The 19,497-nt window shown below is 48.6% G+C and carries 25 protein-coding genes; 11 read left to right on the forward strand and 14 right to left on the reverse strand.

Annotated elements, in window-relative coordinates; genetic code table 11:
- Positions 1-136: 136 nt before the first annotated feature.
- The 3 genes from MPET_RS08845 to rnhB form a co-directional block, all read right to left on the reverse strand.
- On the reverse strand, positions 137-1,474 hold the full coding sequence (locus MPET_RS08845) for a site-2 protease family protein (RefSeq protein ID WP_013329678.1): 1,338 nt from the start codon (positions 1,472-1,474) through the stop codon (positions 137-139).
- Between the two features lie 106 nt (positions 1,475-1,580).
- Positions 1,581-2,177: a hypothetical protein gene (locus MPET_RS08850; protein ID WP_013329679.1), complete on the reverse strand. Its 597-nt coding sequence runs from the start codon at positions 2,175-2,177 to the stop codon at positions 1,581-1,583.
- A 550-nt stretch (positions 2,178-2,727) separates the two neighbouring features.
- Positions 2,728-3,366, reverse strand: coding sequence for a ribonuclease HII (gene rnhB / locus MPET_RS08860; RefSeq protein WP_013329680.1), 639 nt, complete (start codon positions 3,364-3,366; stop codon positions 2,728-2,730).
- A 62-nt stretch (positions 3,367-3,428) separates the two neighbouring features.
- On the opposite strand from rnhB, the gene MPET_RS08865 reads away from it, so the two are divergent.
- On the forward strand, positions 3,429-4,094 hold the full coding sequence (locus MPET_RS08865) for a potassium channel family protein (RefSeq protein WP_013329681.1): 666 nt from the start codon (positions 3,429-3,431) through the stop codon (positions 4,092-4,094).
- Positions 4,095-4,145: 51 nt separating this feature from the next.
- Here the strand turns inward: MPET_RS08865 and MPET_RS08870 are convergent, their stop codons facing one another.
- Both MPET_RS08870 and MPET_RS08875 read right to left on the reverse strand, forming a co-directional pair.
- The gene (locus tag MPET_RS08870; RefSeq protein ID WP_013329682.1) at positions 4,146-5,345 is read right to left on the reverse strand and encodes an NAD(P)/FAD-dependent oxidoreductase; all 1,200 of its coding nucleotides are present in this window, start codon (positions 5,343-5,345) and stop codon (positions 4,146-4,148) included.
- The gene (locus tag MPET_RS08875; RefSeq protein ID WP_048131081.1) at positions 5,335-5,514 is read right to left on the reverse strand and encodes a 4Fe-4S binding protein; all 180 of its coding nucleotides are present in this window, start codon (positions 5,512-5,514) and stop codon (positions 5,335-5,337) included. Before MPET_RS08875 ends, MPET_RS08870 begins: the two co-directional genes overlap by 11 nt.
- A 126-nt stretch (positions 5,515-5,640) precedes the next feature.
- On the opposite strand from MPET_RS08875, the gene cbiT reads away from it, so the two are divergent.
- From cbiT to MPET_RS08915, 8 genes are read left to right on the forward strand one after another with little or no spacing between them, the layout of a single operon-like run.
- Positions 5,641-6,174 (forward strand): precorrin-6Y C5,15-methyltransferase (decarboxylating) subunit CbiT, encoded by a 534-nt coding sequence (cbiT, locus tag MPET_RS08880; RefSeq protein WP_263640448.1) that lies wholly within the window; start codon positions 5,641-5,643, stop codon positions 6,172-6,174.
- On the forward strand, positions 6,175-6,783 hold the full coding sequence (locus tag MPET_RS08885; RefSeq protein ID WP_013329685.1) for a cobalt-factor II C(20)-methyltransferase: 609 nt from the start codon (positions 6,175-6,177) through the stop codon (positions 6,781-6,783).
- Between the two features lie 34 nt (positions 6,784-6,817).
- Positions 6,818-7,534, forward strand: coding sequence for a cobalt-precorrin-4/precorrin-4 C(11)-methyltransferase (locus MPET_RS08890; protein ID WP_013329686.1), 717 nt, complete (start codon positions 6,818-6,820; stop codon positions 7,532-7,534).
- Positions 7,531-8,406, forward strand: a complete 876-nt coding sequence (gene cbiG / locus MPET_RS08895; RefSeq protein WP_013329687.1) for a cobalt-precorrin 5A hydrolase — start codon at positions 7,531-7,533, stop codon at positions 8,404-8,406. Before MPET_RS08890 ends, cbiG begins: the two co-directional genes overlap by 4 nt.
- Positions 8,390-9,172 carry a precorrin-3B C(17)-methyltransferase gene (cobJ, locus tag MPET_RS08900; protein WP_013329688.1) on the forward strand — a complete coding sequence of 261 codons (783 nt, stop codon included), beginning with the start codon at positions 8,390-8,392 and terminating at the stop codon, positions 9,170-9,172. Before cbiG ends, cobJ begins: the two co-directional genes overlap by 17 nt.
- The gene (locus MPET_RS08905; protein ID WP_013329689.1) at positions 9,150-9,785 is read left to right on the forward strand and encodes a precorrin-8X methylmutase; all 636 of its coding nucleotides are present in this window, start codon (positions 9,150-9,152) and stop codon (positions 9,783-9,785) included. The genes cobJ and MPET_RS08905 overlap by 23 nt, the downstream gene beginning before the upstream one ends.
- Positions 9,785-10,795: a cobalt-precorrin-5B (C(1))-methyltransferase gene (locus tag MPET_RS08910; RefSeq protein WP_013329690.1), complete on the forward strand. Its 1,011-nt coding sequence runs from the start codon at positions 9,785-9,787 to the stop codon at positions 10,793-10,795. The genes MPET_RS08905 and MPET_RS08910 overlap by 1 nt, the downstream gene beginning before the upstream one ends.
- Positions 10,796-10,851: 56 nt before the next feature.
- A complete protein-coding gene (locus tag MPET_RS08915; protein ID WP_394295958.1) occupies positions 10,852-11,373 on the forward strand; it encodes a cobalt-precorrin-7 (C(5))-methyltransferase in 522 nt (173 codons plus the stop codon).
- Positions 11,374-11,692: 319 nt separating this feature from the next.
- On the opposite strand, the gene MPET_RS08920 is transcribed toward MPET_RS08915, so the two are convergent.
- Genes MPET_RS08920 through MPET_RS08935 form a run of 4 tightly spaced genes read right to left on the reverse strand, consistent with a single transcriptional unit; the run spans position 11,693 to position 14,700 of the window.
- Positions 11,693-12,871, reverse strand: a complete 1,179-nt coding sequence (locus MPET_RS08920; protein ID WP_013329692.1) for an energy-coupling factor ABC transporter ATP-binding protein — start codon at positions 12,869-12,871, stop codon at positions 11,693-11,695.
- Positions 12,868-13,671, reverse strand: a complete 804-nt coding sequence (cbiQ, locus tag MPET_RS08925; RefSeq protein ID WP_013329693.1) for a cobalt ECF transporter T component CbiQ — start codon at positions 13,669-13,671, stop codon at positions 12,868-12,870. Before cbiQ ends, MPET_RS08920 begins: the two co-directional genes overlap by 4 nt.
- 22 nt (positions 13,672-13,693) lie before the next feature.
- Positions 13,694-14,005 (reverse strand): energy-coupling factor ABC transporter substrate-binding protein, encoded by a 312-nt coding sequence (locus MPET_RS08930; RefSeq protein ID WP_013329694.1) that lies wholly within the window; start codon positions 14,003-14,005, stop codon positions 13,694-13,696.
- The gene (locus tag MPET_RS08935; protein ID WP_013329695.1) at positions 14,002-14,700 is read right to left on the reverse strand and encodes an energy-coupling factor ABC transporter permease; all 699 of its coding nucleotides are present in this window, start codon (positions 14,698-14,700) and stop codon (positions 14,002-14,004) included. The genes MPET_RS08930 and MPET_RS08935 overlap by 4 nt, the downstream gene beginning before the upstream one ends.
- Positions 14,701-14,876: 176 nt before the next feature.
- On the opposite strand from MPET_RS08935, the gene MPET_RS08940 reads away from it, so the two are divergent.
- Positions 14,877-16,190 (forward strand): cobyrinate a,c-diamide synthase, encoded by a 1,314-nt coding sequence (locus MPET_RS08940; protein ID WP_013329696.1) that lies wholly within the window; start codon positions 14,877-14,879, stop codon positions 16,188-16,190.
- A 57-nt stretch (positions 16,191-16,247) separates the two neighbouring features.
- Positions 16,248-16,439, forward strand: a complete 192-nt coding sequence (locus tag MPET_RS08945; protein WP_013329697.1) for a hypothetical protein — start codon at positions 16,248-16,250, stop codon at positions 16,437-16,439.
- Positions 16,440-16,471: 32 nt separating this feature from the next.
- Here MPET_RS08945 and MPET_RS08950 read toward each other — a convergent pair whose 3' ends face one another.
- From MPET_RS08950 to MPET_RS08970, 5 genes are read right to left on the reverse strand one after another with little or no spacing between them, the layout of a single operon-like run.
- Positions 16,472-17,602, reverse strand: coding sequence for an endonuclease Q family protein (locus MPET_RS08950; protein ID WP_013329698.1), 1,131 nt, complete (start codon positions 17,600-17,602; stop codon positions 16,472-16,474).
- Between the two features lie 3 nt (positions 17,603-17,605).
- Positions 17,606-18,361, reverse strand: coding sequence for a proteasome assembly chaperone family protein (locus MPET_RS08955; RefSeq protein WP_013329699.1), 756 nt, complete (start codon positions 18,359-18,361; stop codon positions 17,606-17,608).
- Positions 18,354-18,509, reverse strand: a complete 156-nt coding sequence (locus tag MPET_RS08960) for an RNA-protein complex protein Nop10 (RefSeq protein WP_013329700.1) — start codon at positions 18,507-18,509, stop codon at positions 18,354-18,356. The genes MPET_RS08955 and MPET_RS08960 overlap by 8 nt, the downstream gene beginning before the upstream one ends.
- 1 nt (position 18,510) lies before the next feature.
- Positions 18,511-19,299, reverse strand: coding sequence for a translation initiation factor IF-2 subunit alpha (locus MPET_RS08965; RefSeq protein WP_013329701.1), 789 nt, complete (start codon positions 19,297-19,299; stop codon positions 18,511-18,513).
- A gap of 9 nt (positions 19,300-19,308) precedes the next feature.
- Positions 19,309-19,497: a 30S ribosomal protein S27e gene (locus MPET_RS08970; protein WP_013329702.1), complete on the reverse strand. Its 189-nt coding sequence runs from the start codon at positions 19,495-19,497 to the stop codon at positions 19,309-19,311.

Below are 19,497 nucleotides of genomic sequence, written 5' to 3' on the forward strand. Positions count from 1 at the left end.
TGTTAATCCTCCGGATAACCGATTCTATTTTGCGATATAAAAGATCCTAAAGTTCTTATAAGGACTCCACGGACGTTTTCTATAATCCGTAAGCAGACAGATCGATAATAAGAAAAGAGTTGTATTTTTCCCAGGATCAGACTGAAAACGATATCCCTGCATCGGCCAGTACACCAATGAATATCGTTCCGATCAGTGCGAAGAGCACGATAAATATTACAGCACCAGAGATGACCTTCCCGAGAGACGGACGGCCGATCCTCTCCGCAAACCTGTCGGCAGCCTCGCGAAGAATGTACCCGCCGTCGAGTGGGACGAGCGGAAGGGCGTTGAATGTTCCGAGAACAAAATTCCACCAGAACAGCCAAAAGACCACCTGCAGAACCTGGAAGTATCCAGGGAATGGCTCGTTCCACGCAACCTGATAGGGCCTGTCTATCAGGAGGAAACCGAGACCCGAGGTATCGTCGCCCATGAATACGTTGATCGGGATGTAACTCAGGAACATCGGCCCGAGAGGACTGAGAGTGTATGCACTGAATGTGTCACTGATTACCTGGTTGTTATAATACGAGATTCCCATGAATCCCGAATCCTTTGCGCCTGAACCTTCGGGCCATTCGGAGAGAGTAATATTGTATAACGACTCCTCCCCTGAATTCAGGATCGACAGGGAGATCGTATCACCCGGACTCGTGCCGTTCAGGATTCTGCTCACGTCCATATAGCTGGAGACTGTCTCCCCGTCGATCGCAAGAATCAGCGAATCGGGAGGAACAGATGCATTATAGGCAGGATACCCGGTATGAACGCCGTAGATGTACGCCGAATCCGAAGGAGTAAGCATACCTACAAGGCCTGCGAGCAGGACGAGGCAGATCAGGGAGACGACGAGATTGTTGGTGATACCTGCCCCGAACATTCTTATCTTCGGCATTCCTCTCGACTTCTCGACATCTTCTTCGTCAGGTTCGACGAACGCCCCGATAGGAATGACGAAGAATAGCAGCCCGGTGCTCTTCACCCTCATATCCTCGACCCGGGCAAGGATACCGTGGCCGAGTTCATGAATCGCCATTGCAAAGACAAGCCCGAATATCACCGCGAATGTAAGAGGAATGAAATCGTTCACTCCCGGAATCGCGAGGAGATTTGTAGCATGGAAGATCTCGGTGTTAGGCGGTGTCTCCTTCAGGTAGAACAGGAATGAAAAGATCATCAGGACCGAGAAGAATACGGAGACCACCGCGACAACAATGGCCCCGATTGTTCCGTATATCCTGAAGAAACCGGTATAGTTCCTGAACCAGTCCAAAAAGCGGACATTATCGGTCTTCAACGCGAGAAAAGGCCCGAAGAAAGTGATATGCTTCTCCCACAGGTTATTGGATTTGATATATGAGATCACTGCAAGATACAGCGCCACAATGAATAAAATTATGAATATCCAGTTAAGTGTTATCAGGTCGCTCATCTTATCATTAATGTTTTAATTCCATTCTGAAATAGTTTGGCAGGATGCAAAGAAGAGAACATATAATATTTTCCTGCCGGCGGAATTTCCGGTACATTCGCAGATCTCAGGATCTTTTGAGATTGACTCCGGAAGGGAGATGCCGGGTGATGAAATCCAGCACTTCTTCATAATTTTCATCGGTGCAGAAGAGACCTACCGGGCTTATCAGGGACTTCCTGTACGCGACTATCGTCTTCTGGGAATCGTAGGCGGTGATCTTTTTAACGTCGCTCCATGCCATAGATTCCGATTCCCTTGAGATATTAATCATGCTTCCGCCGAGAAGCGCCGGGGAGCCCGCCATGATTCCGCCCGTCATCGTAATCTTATTCAGAGCCCTGGAGTTTTTGCCGGCATCGTAGTACATTCCTTTATCATCAAGACTGAAGGTGGCTGAAAGCCCTCCCTTTGTAGCTGCATGGATCATCCCCATTGCGATGACGGTAAGTACTGCAAATATTCCGAGCAGGAGAACGAATACCATAAATGCCTCCACGATCATATCCGGGTCAAGGACAATCAGGAAGATCATTAAAAAAAATGCCGGAATAATGATAACCATTGCGAGCTGTTTTATGACTACGGTATTTGAAAACAACGGGATCTTTTTCTCCCAGACGATCTTCTTCACCGGTGCTTCACTAATCAAATCTTCGGACATTCTATACTCATCAGTGATTTTTGTTGATTTGCTATAAAAATCAGAGTTTGGACCCTTTAGATCCCACACCCAAATTTCAACAAACTTTTTGGCTCTTTGCTGTCTCAGATCTTTCTCAGGCGACCCCAGGCACCACCGGCCAAAAGCCGTCGGACGGCCCCTGCCCAGGGGCCTTGCCCTAAGATAATCTTCCAACGGCACGCCCAGGGGACCGGCAAGGGTCCCATGGGCTGTTTATTTGGTTTTGTCTGGAAATCCTGATTGAGATTCTTTAGATCCCTTGTCCTGAATTCATTTTTCAGGAATAATATTCCCACATAATTCCACCACCGGCACATGAAAGAATTCCTCTGGGAGAAAGACGCCCGGCAAGTGTTATGAGCTTACCGCGTCTCTCCGCTCGGGGGACACTCGCCTGTCCCCTGAGTGGTTTATCGCTATAGAGAGGCCGCGAGGCCGGGGCCGATCCGCGGGCCTGCCTGGCGGCCCGCGGCGAGGGGTTGCCAGCGATGTGTCTGAGCGAAGAAACATTTCCACAAACTACCTGAAATCAGAACTCAAATAATTTCTTCTGGTTTTTTTTAGCCATCATATTCGAGATCGTCTTCCAGCTCATTCGTGCTATTGACGGAGGCTCCCCTCTTTCTTCGATATAACGCTTAAGGAAGGCAATGGTATCGGGATCGGACGGGTAACCACTGCCGATATTACCCCATTGGGATTTCAGGTCTTCGATCATCCTGTCGCGGGTGACCTTCGCAACGATGCTGGCCGCACTCACGACTGCATAGAGATCGTCCGCCTTATGCTTCGACACTATGGCAATGTCGTTCTTCAGGAAGCCCGAGATCGTCTCAGCGTACCTTACCTCATTTACATCGCAGGCGTCGACATATGCCGTATCAGGCATGAGATCCGTAATCGCACGTGCATGCGAACGGGCAACAATCTCGTTCATTGTCATGGAGGAACGGAGTTCGTCTATCATCGCCGCAGACAGAACGACCGTCGTTGTTTTAAATTCCGCAACAATCTCTTCGTAAAACTGCTCGCGCCGCCGGGGAGAGAGAGTCTTCGAATCGGCAAAACCCTTCTTCACGAACTCTGAGAGATCTTTTCCTGCAACCCCGCCGATTACCATCGGACCCAATACCGAACCTTTTCCGGCTTCATCTATCCCACAAATCACTTAAATAGTAATATTTGATTTCATAGATTATATCTATGGTCACGGAGAATATGTGAATTGAGATGTATATCATAATTATCGGCCTTGGCGGAATCGGGAAAAACCTTGTCGCAACAGCAGCCGAGCACGGCGACAGCGTCGTCGTAATCGACAAAGACGAGGAGAGATGCAACGAAATTCTCGAGCATTACGATGTCCTGGCAATTACAGGTAATTCAACGAACAGGGCGATCCTGGAAGATGCAGGAATCGACCGTGCCGATGCGGTCGTAACCACTACGAGCGACGATGCCGTCAATCTCATGACATGCTGGCTGGCCAAGAGATTCAATGTAAAGAGCCTGATCTCCATCGTAAACGAGATCGAGCACTCCGAATTATTCAAGGAAGTCGGCGTGATTATCAGCGAGAATCCGGACGAACTTGTCGCAAAAAGGCTCTACTACTGGTCAGAAAACCCTGACATGCAGCAGCTTGCGTCAATACCCGGCGGAACGATATTTGAGATTACGGTCGAAAAGAATGCACCGTTCGTAGATCACGAGATTAGAGAATTAGAGGTCAAGGATTTTGTCTTTATTGCAATCAAGAGAGACGGGAAAGGCCTGATAATTCCTAGCGGCACGATCACCATTCAGCCGGACGACACGATTATCGTGTTCACCAAGAAAGACTCCGAAGAGAAGTGCATGAAGATCCTTAACAAGCAGCTGAAAGGAACGAAATAATACGGTTTTTTAATTAATAACAGAATAAAAAAATATTTTTCAGGATTTTATTTATTCAAAATATTTCTTAAGCCCTTTAAGATCCTTAAGCACCTTGGGATTGAGCCTCATCAGCTCCTTGATCAGGGTAAGAGTAGAGAACTCCTTCATCGCGAGATTGTTGACCGAATTCAGGATTGCATTTAACTGGTTGTCGTCAAGTTTTACAAAGATCTCCTTAATCTGGTAGTTGCGCTGGAGAGCCTTTCCAAGCCTTGATTCACGCCAGGTTTCATCATATTTCATAAGAGCATCCCTGCTCCAGTCATTATTCGCAATACACTCTGCCGCAACCTCGGCTGCAAGTTTACCCGAATACATTGCATTGTATATGCCGCCGCCTGTTATGGGGTCGCTGAGCCTTGCCGCATCACCGACGACTATAAGCCCGTTTGCAACAGTGCACTCAAGGGGTTCGCATACCGAGACACCGCCGATTATCAACTCGATGACCTTTCCTTCGGGGAAGTTCTCCTTAACGTACTTATCGAGGTAATCCTTCGCCCTTTTTCCGTCTTTGGACTGGGTTCCCGAGATGCCTATGCCGACATTCGCGGATCTCTCGCCCTTCGGAAATATCCAGATGTAGCCTTCGGGAGCCACATCTCTTCCGACATAGAAGACCGTTACACCGGGCTCGATATCGATATTGGTCATGAGATACTGTGCACAGGTTTCAAGTTCCCTGAGCGGAACAGTCGTATCGATCCCGCAGTACCTTGAGAACTTCGATTCGACACCGTCAGCCGCAATTACGACCTTCGCACGGACCTCGTATCTTTCTCCCCCGTATTCGATGACAGCGCCCTTTACATAGCCGTCCTCGACAATCGCATCCACAGCACGGGCCCGCACATAACATTCGGCACCCGCATCTACAGCCTGCCAGACAAGATCGCGATCGAAAAATTTACGATCCAGAACATATCCCACTTCATTGCCTGCCATTGCAGGGTCCAGGTAGAAAGAAGAGCCATCCGGAGCGATTATCTTGGCCCGTTCGATCTTTGCCGAGATCCACTTGGGGTCTACTTCATCGAAAAATTCCGAGATCAAATCCTCCCCGATACCCTCCGCACACCTGACAGGTGCGCCGATTGCCGGTCTTTTTTCGATAATACAGGCGGTAAGTCCGGATTCGACTGCGGTCTTTGCAGCGAGCGCCCCGCCGGGTCCCCCGCCAATCACCAGGACATCATATTCACTCTTCATCCGAAACCCCCAGTGCACCGAGAGGGCAGACCCTTACGCAGATCCTGCAGTTTTTACACTTTTCCGCATCGATTTCAAGATATGCATCAACAAGTTCCAGCGCAGCCTCAGGACAGACTGAAACACAGGCTCCGCAGTATCCGCAAATCTCCCTACGAATTACGATCATTCTTATATTATACATCAGATAATGCCTTTAACCTTTACCAATTGTTAGAATTGCAAAAAGCAATTATACCACGTCACCGAAATCTTCACACGAAAGCCAACAATTTAACTCATTCAGGCCGATATTATATTATCAATGGGACTCAAAGGCGGACCGACCCAGGACGAAATAATGGCAGTTTCTCTTTTTAAGCTCAACATTGAAGAGGGGGACGTTATGGCCGATATCGGATGCGGCACTGCGAAGATATCTATTGAAGCATCAAAAAAGTGCAGCAACGTATATGCAATAGACAGGAGAGCCGAAGCTGTAGATTACGCAAAATCTGAGATCGAAAAGGCAGGAAGGGAAAATATCATCCTGATCCACGGGGAGGCGTCCACCGCCCTGGAAGACATAGGAGCTCTCGACTGTGCCTTTGTCGGGGGGTCCGGAAATATCGAGATTATTCTTGAAAAACTTAAATCTGTTGTATCCGGAAGAATTGTAGTAAACGCAGTCCTCCTCGATACAGTTTCAAGGACCGTAAATAAGATGAAAGAGCTTGAAATTTTCAGGGAAGTCGTACATGTTCAGGTGTCAAGGTCATACGAACTTGTGGGCGATATCATGTTCAAACCGATCAATCCTGTATACATCATCGTCGGAGAGGTAGAGTAGATGCTCGTTGCGGTGGGTATCGGCCCCGGAGATCCCGAACTTCTTACTGTAAAGGCCGTACGGCTGATCCAGGAAGCGGATCAGGTCTTTGTTCCCGGAAAGGTCGCAAAGGAGATAATATCACCTTACAGGAAGGACCCGGTGGTGCTCTCGTTCCCAATGACCGACGACCAGGAATATATCAAAAGATGCATCGAGGAGAATGCGGATAAGATCGCTCCCGTGGCAAAGAACGGCCTTGCGGTATTCTGCATACTCGGGGACCCGAATTTCTACGGAACCTTCGGAAGACTATGCAGTGTCCTTGACGAAAAGTACCCGGAGATCGAATACGAAACGGTCCCGGGCGTCAGTTCGATTACGGCACTGGCCTCTGCCGCCGGGATCTATATAAACGGAGGAATCGAGATCTCGGACGGTTCGGAGACGGACTGCAGGATCCTGCTTAAGGTGAGAAAGCCCCGGCAGAAGGCCGAAGAACTGAAAAAGGAAGGTTACAGCAATTTCATCCTTGCCGAGAGGATGTACATGAGCGGCCAGAGGATCTACAGGAACGATAGCCTTCCGGAAGAAAGCGCCTATTTCAGCGTACTTTTTGCCGGGAAGTAAATAAGAAAAAGCGAAAACACGGAAAGTGAAGAAAATGCCGAAGATCTATATCGTTGGTGCGGGATGCGGAGATCCCGGCCTTATTACAGTTAAAGGGAAAGAACTGCTGGACAATGCCGATCTCCTGATTTATGCAGGTTCGCTCGTGAATTCGCAGCTTGTCGACGAATGCCCGGCACCGGAGAAATACGACAGCTGGGGCATGAAGCTTGAGGTCATGACCGAGATCATGATACGGGCCGCAAAAGAGGGAAAGAATGTCGTGAGACTTCATTCCGGGGACCCCGCTCTCTACGGGGCGATAGTAGAGCAGGTAGAGATACTGAAGAAGGCAGGAATTGAGACCGAAAGGGTACCCGGGGTATCTTCGATGTTCGGTGCAGCAGCCTCGCTCGGCATCCAGTATACACTCAAAGGAGTCTCCGAATCGGTGATCATTACGCGGCCTGCAGGGAAAACACTCGATACGGACCAGATTGCGGAGATGTCGAGACTCGGTCAGACGATGGTGATCTTCCTCGGTACGGAGCATATGGAAGAGATATTCGAAAAGGTTGAATGCCCTCCCGATACTCCTGCCGCAGTCGTCTATCATACAACATGGCCTGACGAAAAGATCGTAAGAGGGACCGTCTCCGATATTGCACAAAAGGCACGGGAAGCCGGAATAGAGAAGACGGCCCTCATTATAATCGGCGAGGTTGTGAATGCCTCGGGACCTGAATACGTAAATTCGCACCTGTACGGATGAAGGATACTGTCGTAATCTCCCTGAATAAGTTTGCTCCGGGGGCAAAGGAGCTGGCAGAGAAGCTGAATGCAGACTTCGAGCTTTATTCAAAGGAAACTTTCGGCGATATTTTCAGCAGGTACAAAAGAATAGCTGCAGTAATGTCCGCAGGAATAGCAGTCAGGGCCGCAGCCCCGTACCTTGAGGACAAGTGGACCGATCCCAGCATTGTCGTAGTCAGCCCGGACCTGAGATACGCAATTCCGGTAATCGGCGGGCATCACGGCGGAAACGAGCTGGCAAGGGAGCTCGGGAAATTCGGCATCCATCCGGTGATTACTACCGCGACGGAGACCCGTGGTCTCCCTTCTGTCGAAGGAATCGCGGAAGAGAGAGGTCTTGAGATAATCAACAAGGACTCTACACGGGCGGTCAACTCATCCATCCTTGACGGAGAGACGACAATTCAGATCATCGATCCGCCCGCCATCGCAATCGTTCCCCCGGGTGTATCTGTCCTGCTTGAAAATGGGGAATATATAGTAGGTGTCGGGTGTCGAAAGGGGATTTCGAAGGAAGAGGTCCTCGGTGCGATCAACTCCGCATTATCGGATGCAGGAATCGGAAGAAATGAGGTTCTTGCGTATGCAACAACATGCCTCAAGAAGAACGAAAGGGGCCTTATAGATGCGATCGGGGAGATTAACGGAAACCTGATCTTCCTGGACGATGAAACACTGAAAGAACAGAATCCCGAATCGCCGTCAAGAGCACAGGACAAACTCGGCCTTCCCGGGGTTGCTGAACCGGCGGCTCTTGCATTGTCAAAGAGAAAGGAGATCATAATGAACAAACGAAAATACGGAGGAGTGACAGTTGCAGTCATCAGGTAACGATAACAAAGGGAAATTATTCATTGTCGGAACAGGACCAGGTAAAGACACACAGCTTACCGGAAGGGCGATAGAGGCGATCCGAGAATCGGATATAATTATCGGGAACGACTTTTACCTCGATCATATACCCGAATGCCTGGAAGGCAAGGAAGTTATTCGAAGCTCGATGGGCAAAGAAGTCGACAGGGCAAAGAGATGCGTTGAGCTTGCAGAAACAAGGAAAGTCTGTATGGTCAGCGGGGGCGATCCCGGAATCTACGGTATGGCAAGCATCGTCCTTGAGGTAATCGCTCACGAAAATTCTTGCATAGATTATGAAGTCGTACCCGGTGTTACTGCCGCGACTGCAGCAGCTTCTCTTGCCGGATCCCCACTCTCGGGCGACTATGTCACGATATCACTCTCGGATCTCTTAACTCCGCTGGAGATTATCGAAAAGAGACTTGACCTCGCATTTCAGATAGGGATTCCGGTTGCGCTCTACAATCCGAAAAGCAGGGGCAGACCCGCAAATCTTTCACTCGCCTTATCGATCGCCCTGAAATATAAAAAAGAAGAGACGCCCGTTGCCGTTGTCAAAAATGCATACAGGGAGAACGAGGATAAAAGATTTTTCACGCTGAAATCGCTCTTCGACGACGACAGCTTTGTGGACATGAGTTCTATAGTGATCATCGGCGGTGAAGAAACCCGTATACAGGATGTATGCGGAAAAGAGATTATGATTACTCCGAGGGGTTATGACAGGAAATACGTATATTGATCCAGGAGCGGACACAAAAGAAGGCTACCAGATCTCGTCGACGAGCAGGGGCCTTGCAAGGATGGTAGTTGGAGACGAAACGCCTGAGGACAGGATACGCCAGAGATGCGCAATCTCGGTGGGTGACTTCATCATGGCCGATCTCATGGCCTTTAAGAATAATCCGATCGATGCCGGCCTTAAGGCTCTCGAATCCGGGGCACCGATCATCACCGACATCAGGATGGTCCAGACGGGAATCAGAAAAAAGGAGCATAACTCGGAAGTCCTGTGCGTACTGGACTATGAGGCCGAGGTTTCCAAAAACAAAGAGATAACCAGGAGTTCTGCGGGCTTTATCGCGTTGAAAGACAAAATAGGGGGCTCGATTATCGTAATAGGCAACGCACCGTCGGCCCTGCTTATGGTCTGCGACTTTATCGACAAGGGTATAAAGCCGGCACTTGTCATCGGAACCCCGGTGGGATTCGTGAATGCAAAGGAATCCAAGGAAATTCTCCGTACAAAAGACGTCCCGTCCATCTCGAACAGGGGAACACGTGGAGGAACTCCTCCTGCTGTCGCCTCGATGAACGAGATAATCACGATGTTTATTGAAAAACAGCAGATCTGATGAAGGTAATTGATCCCGTAACCGGTTTTGAGTATCCCGAAGACTGGGTCAGGCTTTGTAAAGATAAAGAGACCCTGGAACTTGTCAGAAGGGGTCTTGCAATACTTACCTCGACGGGAGAGATACTTAAAAGAGGATTTACTACGGGAACGACCGCTGCCGCCGCATGCAAAGCGGCAGTTCTGTCCCTCGGGACGCCTGTATCGGAAGTCGATATTATGCTGCCGTGCAATCTCCGTTTTGAAGTAAAGGCCGAAGGAAAAGACGGGAAAGGGACTGCACACAAATATTCCGGGGATTACAAAAACGATATAACATCCGGCCTTCAGTTTTCCGCTAAAGCTGTTGAGACCGGATCAGGAATTCATTTTACCGCCGGAGAAGGGGTCGGCCGTTTCGAGAGGGAAACGCCGAGATACAAAATAGGCGATCCTGCAATAAGTCCGCCGGCGATGAATATGATCCTTCGATCGATAAAAGAGGCGGCAGAGATCCTAGATCTTAATGGAGTTTCCGTCGAACTCAGCATTCCTAAGGGAAGGGAGATCGGCGAACAGACTCTCAACCCGAAGGTCGGGGTGATGGGTGGTATTTCGATTCTCGGGTCTACCGGACTTGTTGAACCGTGGGACGATCACCTCTCGGAAGACGTGTTCGAAAGAATCAGAAACACAGACACCCCGGTTCTGACGACCGGAAGAACAGGCCTCAGGTATTCGAGGATGCTCTTCCCTGACAACGAAGTGGTCCTTGTCGGGAAATTCATGGGAAGAGCGATCGAGGCGGCGAACGGCAGGGCAATACTCTGCGGACTCCCGGCGCTTATTCTCAAGTTCATCAATCCGGCGATTCTTGACGGGACGGGATACAAGACGGTTGAGGAACTGACGATGTCGGATAAATGGGAATCGATTCTCAAAGAAAACCTTAATGATTATAAGAAGAAGATGCCTGGTATGAGAGTCGTGATCATCGGACGCAACGGTGAAATTATCGGAGATTCAGGATGAAGATTGTCGGTGTTGGATGCGGACCGGGAATGCTTACGGAAGAAGCCATCAGTGCCATTGAGAGTGCTGATCTTATCTACGGCTCGGAAAGAGCATTGGAACTGGCATCCGCACACATAGAAAAAAAATGCGATGCCCGGATTATTTCGGATTACAAGAGTCTCAGGACGTTAACCGATAATGCAGTGATTCTTTCGACAGGAGATCCTATGCTCGCGGGTCTCGGGTATCTTGACGGCGAGATAGTGTCGGGGATTTCATCTTACCAGTACGCCTGTGCGAAACTGAAGATCGCGATGACAAAGACGACTATCGTAAACGCCCATGCAAAGGATCACGACAAGGCGTTCGATGAGATCTGCTTCGACGTTTCAAGGGGAAAGATCGTATTTATAATCGCAGACCCGGAATTCAGTACTGAAAAACTTGCAGAAAAGCTGGAGGAGGAATCGCCAGATTGCAAAATCGCTGTTTGCGAAAGGCTTGGATACCCTGACGAGATCATTCAGAAAGGGGATGTCAGGAATCCTCCTTCTCCCCGGAGTGGTTTGTTCGTTCTTTTTGCCGGGGATTTTTAGGCGGGCAGAAGTCTCTTTTCTTAAATTTTCTGTGAATTATAGGGCATAAGCCCCTTCGGGGCAGCCCGGTGCTCAGTTTGCTGCGCAAACTTTCGCAAATTGCGATAGCCCGGCCTGGACGCTACCCATCCGGGTAGCCTCGGCCGGGGAGAAAAAAACAAAGGGGTACCGGAGCCGGAGGGATGCTTGCCCATCCCGAAGGCGACCTATCGCCATGTGGGGGAGGGTCACAGGGAGGGGGAACCTTCCCCCTCCCTTAATCCGAATATTTTTTCAGGATAGATCCAACTTCTCTAAATCAAAAAAAAGGTGAAGAAATTTACTCAGAAAATTCGTCTATAGAAACAACATCGACCTGTTTCCCGCTCTCCTCGCAGAACTCATTGACACGATCAATTACTCTTTTGATCATCCCGCCGGTTGTAATAATCATGCTGTTCTGGCCGGATATTGCCTTTAGCAGGCATTTATCGATGACACCATATGTGAAATTAAGATCGATCCCATCGGATTCCGCCTTCTTCTTGGCATAAGAACCCATCGCACCGACAAAATCAACAGGAATGGATTCAAGACAATCCTTCAGTGATTTGTCACCAAGCCTGTCTGCATCCACGAGATATATGGAACCGCAACTTTCACTCTTGCCTTTACTAATTGATCCGTTCCCCCTCTCCACCAGGTGAACAAAATCAAGAACCGATCTCGGGGGTTTTTCCGCTTCGGGAAGCATTCCCATCTCAAAGAGGGAAGAATAGAGTTCAAGTAGAACAGGTCTCGACAGTTTTGCGTCCCTGAGCATCTTTCCGTCGGAGAAAGCGTCGGCAGGACTGCTGCAGGTAAGTATCATGCCGTCGTTCATCAGGATGATCCTGTCGGCCCACGGATATGCCAGTTCGACGTCATGGGTCGAAATTATGGTGGTCTTTCCTTCATGATTCAGTTCTTCGAGCAGCTCCATGATCCCTTCGGAACTAGCCGGATCAAGGGCGCTTGTCGGCTCATCGAATACGAGCACTTCGGGTTCCATTGCCAGAACACCGGCTATCGCCACCTTCTTCTTCTCTCCCCCGGAAAGCTGGTGGGGCGGGCGGCGTTCGAAGCCCGAAAGATCCACGTACATCAGTGCCTCGGAAACCGACCGGTTTATCTCATCCTCAGTATAGTCAAGATTCACAGGGCCGAATGCCACATCCTGGAATACAGTAGGGGCAATTATCTGGTGGTCGGGATTCTGGAATACGAATCCGACCTTCTTTCTCAGGTCCCTTAATTCACTGCGGTTATATGAAACAGGCTCGCCCTTAAAAAAGACAGTGCCCGCATCAGGCTTCAGCATTCCGTTCAGCATAAGAAGGAGGGTTGATTTTCCTGCACCGTTAGATCCGACGAGGGCGATCTTTTCTCCCTCAAAGATCTCCAGATTGATTCCCTTAAGCGCTTTCTGGCCGTTGGGATAGCTGAATTCAACATCTTTTAACCGGATGATACTTTTCACGCGATCACGCCTCCATAAAAATTAAAACCGTCCGTCATGATCATCACTACTAAAAAGAAAGACAGGAAGATCACCGACAGAAACAAAGCTGGACAGAAAAAACTACTCTGTTCTCCGATGATCGAAAATTTACCGTTATAGCACCTTGCATCCATTGCACCTATAAGCCTCTCCCCCGCCTCCCAGGAGTTGATGAAAAGTGCTCCCGCCATCATTCCGAAAGAGTAGATCGAACCCTTTCTCCTTCCGTATGCAAGCCGCATAACCTGTGCACTGTGTATCATCTCCGCCTGCTCGATCAGGATGAAAATGAACCTGTAGATGAGCATCGAAAGTTCGAGGAGAAAATCCGGAACCCTGCATTTCTTCGCAAGCGTAAAGGTTTCCGTCGTCGGGGTAGTCAGCGAGATGAAAAACAGCGAGCACATTCCACCGAAAACACGGGAGAATACAAGAATGCCCTCGTTCAGGCTCCCTTTCGTCGCAGTCAGAGTAAGAACTCCGAACAGGTTGTATGAAAAGACTACATCACCGCTGTTTCTTAGAAAAATTATCACGATGACACTGAATATTGCGAATCCCAGAGGAATCAGGAGCAGCTTGAGGTAAAAACGCGGACTTATACCGCCGATGAATATCGTAACAAGGCTTATCGACACTGCTATCAAAAGCGGAGTCAGAAAGCTGTTGGAAGATATGCAGATAAGTATGCAGCCGAGACCCAGCACCAGTTTGACTGCAGGATTTACATCCCTTATTCGACTTTCCTGCGCTATATCTTCCAGCAATTCGTAATACATCAGTTCACAATTCTAAAAATAGTTAATTTGTAGTCTTTTTAATTTTTCTCTCCGTGTACCACGAGCCGAAAATCCAGCCGATCAAAAGACCGCCGAATGTAGCCTGAAGTGCGAAGAGACAAGACTCAATCTCTCCCGACGGAGGAGTGAACGTGTAGTCGGAGTTGTCAATCCAGGGCACATATCCCTGCGCCTCGATCATCTCCGAGCCTACGCCATCGGTTCCTGCCCAGCCTTCCTCGCCCGAAGCCTGAACCATGGTATCCGTATACAGGAATATACCGATGAAAACGATAATCGCGATCACTGCAATTGTCTCGTATAGATATTTCATTCTTCAATTCCTCCCTTAACTTTGTTCATCTTCTCCTGCGTCATGACTTTCATTTTAACCAGGAGTTCGGGCTTGAGTATGATGATGTACTTGAAGATAACCACGAACACGAAACCTTCGACAATCGCAAGCGGAACCTGGGTAATTGCAAAGACACCAAGGAAAGCTGCGAAGGATGCCAGGAGTCCTCCGGCGGTCGCCGGGAATGCAAGTGCAAGCTCAAGCGATGTTACACAGTAAGTGATAAGATCACACAGGAATGCGGCAACGAATACGTTTGCAAAGAAGTTGAAGTTAATCTTGTCAAGACCTTTAAATACCCAGTAACCGACAAACGGACCTACGATTGCCATCGAGAACATGTTGGCCCCGAGTGTTGTGATACCCCCATGCGCAAGGAAGAGCGCCTGGAAGAGCAGAACAATAAAACCGAGCACGGTTGTAATCCACGGGCCGAACGATATCGCAGAAAGTGCCGTTCCGGTAGGATGCGAACAACTGCCTGTAACGGACGGAAGTTTAAGAGCAGAAAGAACGAATATGAAACCTCCTGCGACTCCGAGAAGCGGAAGAACCTCGCGATTCTCCTCCATCAGTTTCTTCAGTTTATAACAACCGTATATCAGACACGGAAGTGCAAGAATCCACCAAATCTCCCACCAGGGACTTGGAAGAAAACCCTCCATAATATGCATTTTTCATTACCTCCTCAATAAGAAATTACCAAACCCAATTAAATTGGATCTAACAAAAATTATTTGGGTCTAAAACTATTTATTTTTACTTTTTTAGGAATCCTCAAAAAACCCAAAATCAGTTAGTTATGCAAAAAAACAAAAGAATAATACCATACCGGCGATAACTGATCCTAATGATCCCCGCCATAATTGTTGCAGGCACCCACAGCGGATGTGGAAAAACCACAATTGCAGGTGCTCTTATGTCTGCACTTGTAAAGAGAGGACTTATAGTACAGCCATTCAAGGTAGGTCCTGATTTCATCGATCCCACACATCATACTGCAATCTGCGGGCGGTACTCAAGAAACCTCGATCCGTTCATGATGGGGGAAGACGGGGTAATAGATACATTTGTCAGGGCATGTGAAGGAGCCGATATAGCTGTTATAGAAGGTGTGATGGGCCTTTATGACGGGCTGGAAGGTGAGGATTACGGAAGCACCGCACATGTCTCAAAGATACTCGGCTGCCCCGTAGTCCTTGTTGCCGATACGAAAGGAAGCTCCAGGAGCATAAACGCGGTTGTGAAAGGCTTTGACATATTTGACAGAGACATAGATATCACCGGTGTCATCTACAACAGGATCGGGAGTCCCCGCCACAGGGAGATGATCGAATGTTCGATCGTTAAAAAAGCATACGGGTGGATCCCTTTCGAGAAGGGTAAAAGTGTGGAAAGCCGTCACCTCGGAATACAGATGGCCTATGAAACCAGTTCGATCTCGGAGTTCGGAGATGTTCTGGAAGAAAACTGTAATATAGATGCAATTATTGAAGATGCAAAAAGCAACTTAGATTATAAGGAAATCGTTGGAGAGAAAACAGACGCTGACTGTAAAATCAGGATCGGAGTAGCCCATGACAGGGCATTCAACTTTTATTATGCGGACAATTTCGATCTTCTAAGGCGTAACGGTGCAGAACTGATCTTCTTCAGTCCCATATCCGACAGGCTGCCGGAGGTGGATGCACTATATTTCGGCGGGGGCTATCCTGAACTTTTCGGAGAAGAGCTTGAAGTATCGAAATGCAGGGAGGATGTCAAAAAGGCTGCAGACTCGGGAATGCCTGTATATGCCGAATGCGGCGGCCTGACATATCTTACCGAAAGAATAGAGATAGACGGCAAAAAATCAAAGATGTGCGGACTTATTCCTGCAGAGACCATAAAGATGGACAGGTTCCAGGCACTCGGATATGTCGACGCCGAATGTACTGTTTCAGACTGTATAATACCTCAAGGCACATGCTACAGGGGGCATGAATTCCATTACACAAAACTGACCGGACTTGAGGATGTTAAATATGCGCTAAAACTGAAGAGAGGCAGGGGAATAGAAGACGGAAAAGACGGGATCTATACCAGTAACATCCTCGCCGGATATACTCATGCTTATTTTACCGATAAATTCACAAAAACCCTGATTGAGACCAAATTCCAATAAAACAAGCCATTACCATTTATTATATAAACTTTAAAAGGGCAAATAATTCAAGCATATATGATCTCGAAAAAGATCCTTGAAGACGGTGAAACGTTCTCCCTTATTATACAGCTTACTGATATAGCAACGGCCGCCCACGAAAGAGGAGATCTTGAAACCAGGGACAAGGCGCTTGAAGAGATCAAAGTAATAAGAAAGCAGATTCTCGGGCAGATTAAGGAAAGCAATCATAATCTGAACAATCAATAATAAAAATTATATTAAAAAAGGATTCGACCGGATTAATTTAAAACCAGATCAAAACCGCCGTACTTCCCGCCACCACCGGGATGAAGCACGACATCTTCGTTTCTGAATTTTAGTATTGCCTCTGCCGTCTTCTCATCCACGGAAGAGAGCCTTTCGTAAGGAATATCGATCAGGATCGAAATTTCATCCCCGAGACTGTCGATAAATGATTTGTAAAGACCTGCACATTTCTTTGTACCGGGAGACGAAGCACCCACGGTCTTCTGTATTATCTCCCCGAGAGGAATAATATGCATGTAAGGGGGCCGGTTCCCGTGTTGAGCACTCTCGTTGCTGTGAGAGAGAGCCCTGTCACGGACGCCCATCTTGATGCTCCCGCCGTCATCCGGGCATCTCCATGAAAGTCCCTCAGCCTCCGGAACTGAAAACTGCCTGTAGCAGCGGGTGCATGCGGTCCGATTGTATTTTCCCTCCTCCGGGAAGAAACCGGCATTGAGCACGATCTTTCCCCTGAACACGGCATCGAGAACGGACTTTATGCTTCGACAGGAGATGTCGAGCCTGTTGAACTCCCGCCCAAGTTTATGGAGCTGCGGGCTGTGGGCGTCCGAGTTTGAGAGGAAGGGAATTCCCAAGAGCTCAGGTATTCGTTCTCCATACGTCGTATCCGCACTGAGGCCGAGTTCAAGAAAATCGACCGGCTCACCGCCGTAGCATTCATGAAGGGAATCGAACCTCCCGTACATGCCGGTCCAGGGAGTGAAGGCATGAGCCGGACCGATATATGCACCGGCATCATGCACGATCTTTGCAATCCTCCCGCCGTCAAGATTCACGTGCGGCCTGCCGTCGGAGTCGATATTTTTAGAATAAGGCCTGAACTCTTCGGCGATAGTTTGTGCCTGGTCGAAATCCTCCATCAGGATCAGGTGATGAACTCTTCCTTCGGCCTGAACCTCTGTAGTCGGGATAACCGTTACATCCTTATCGTCGGGGCCGTAATCATCCCACATCTTTCTCCAGACTGGATGTAATGCATCGCCCGAGCCGAGAATATCAAGACCCTTGATCAGGCACGAATCGATTAAATTTTCAGGAGTAGTGTTCCTGGACGAAGCCATCGAAAAAAGAGAATGTATATGGAAATCCGCATTGCAGATCATACATCACCCGATATAGCTCAGCTCATCCTCTGTCTTCATCTGTTCCATTGTCTTGAGCCTTTCAAGGAAGACTTCCATCTCGGACGCCCTCTCCTGGAGTTTTGCAGAGTCGATGCTTATACCGAGCATCTTTGAAAGAACGGCAAGGAGACAGTTAGAACTCTTCGGATCGACGATATAGCCGGATGTCTCTCCCATCAGGCAGATACCCTCCATTCCGCGTTTCGCCCCGAGGCCGAGAAGGAGGCCGGAAGCACCGATGATACCTCCGCCGGGTTCGTCCTGTGCAAAAACAGCGCCGGAATTTGTGACCTCTTCCTTAAGTTTTTCGTCATTGACGGCCGCGATGACACGGATGTCCTGGATGAGATGGCCCACGCCATATCCCCCGAGAGTGTAGATCCGCTTTATACCAAGTTTTTCCGCAATATCGAGATATGTATCGGTAAGAATATAGTGACCTTCAGCAGAGCCGCTCTGGAAATCGCCGACCAGAAACATTATTCTCACTTTTTCGTCGGCGTACCTGTATATCTCGTTTTTAGGCAGATGTGCGACTCCTGCCGCATCGACGAGAACCTGGGGAGGGAAAAAAATGGACCTGATCTCTGCGATCTTCTCAGCACCAAGCTCTTCCATCATGTGTTCGGCAGCAAGTTTCCCTACCTGCCCCACACCCGGAAGCCCCTCGATCATAATGTCGCATGAAAAGTCATCGGAATCGCTGCCAAAAAAATCTACAGATATATCTTCAATCATCTTTTATCTCCCTCCTGTATTTCCCGTAGGCATCCTGTGGAGAATACCGGGGAGGATGTGCATTAAATGTTTCCTTCCCGCATACAGGACATATTGAGGAAAGGGTATAATGCCCGTCATCGGGGCATTTTCTGATCCTCTTGCTCATATCAGTTCTTACCGGACTTCTGCTTACGGACAAACTCGCCGTAGCCCTCGGCTCTCTCAACAACTCCAATAGCTGCTTTTGCGACTTTGTTTATAGCTTTTTCAGCCGATTTGTAATCGGGAGCCGTAACCTTTACCCGGTATTTTGGCGCACCGACATAGAAAAGTTCGATCTCGACATCTTCTTCCACTTTGGGGTTTGCACTCCGGAGCGCCCTGCGAATTACATTTACCCCGTCGGGTTTGTTCGATGTCAGAATCAGCGTGCCTGAAATTGTAACTTTGGGAAGTTTAACATTATCGTTTGCAATCGACACCAGCGAATCGGCGACCTTCTTCTCCAGATCGAGCTTTTTGAGCGTCGTCTCTTCGTCGATCAGGATATCCTCGAAAACGGGGAATAAGGCACCGTATTCTCTATAGAATATCTTCTCGATCTCGTCTCCGGGAAAACCGCTTGCTTCGGATATGAACTCTATCCATTTCCTTGCTTTCTGCTCGTTCTTCCACTCGTTGATCTTTTCTTTCCGCTGGTGATCGTTGACATCCTTCAGTGAGAGATCGATATGTCCGCGGCTTTTGTTTACATGGAGAACTTTGCAAACTACCTTCTGCCCTTCCCGTACAAAGTCGCGGATGTGCTTGATCCAGCCACGCGCAACTTCTGCTATCGGGATTAAGCCTTCGTTGTTATTGTATTCATCCAGGGTGACAAATGCAACGAAATCCTTGACACTCGTCACCGTGCAGACTACAAGTTCCCCTTCTTCAGGCCACTCTCTCTCGTACATGTATAACGGTTACTCGTTGGCGGCAATAATCTCTGCCTTTATTTTTGCATTGCCGCCGCTGGGCTCTGCCAGAACCTTACCGCAGACAACACAGTTTACGACTGTGCTTGCCCTCTGGAAGATTACCTGTTCGTTTTCGCAGTCCGGACACTTGACAGTGTAGAATTTTGTCCTGTTATCTCTGTTTACTCTGACCAT

Origin of the sequence: Methanolacinia petrolearia DSM 11571 (genome assembly GCF_000147875.1) — an archaeon.
Taxonomy (GTDB): Archaea; Halobacteriota; Methanomicrobia; order Methanomicrobiales; family Methanomicrobiaceae; genus Methanolacinia; species Methanolacinia petrolearia.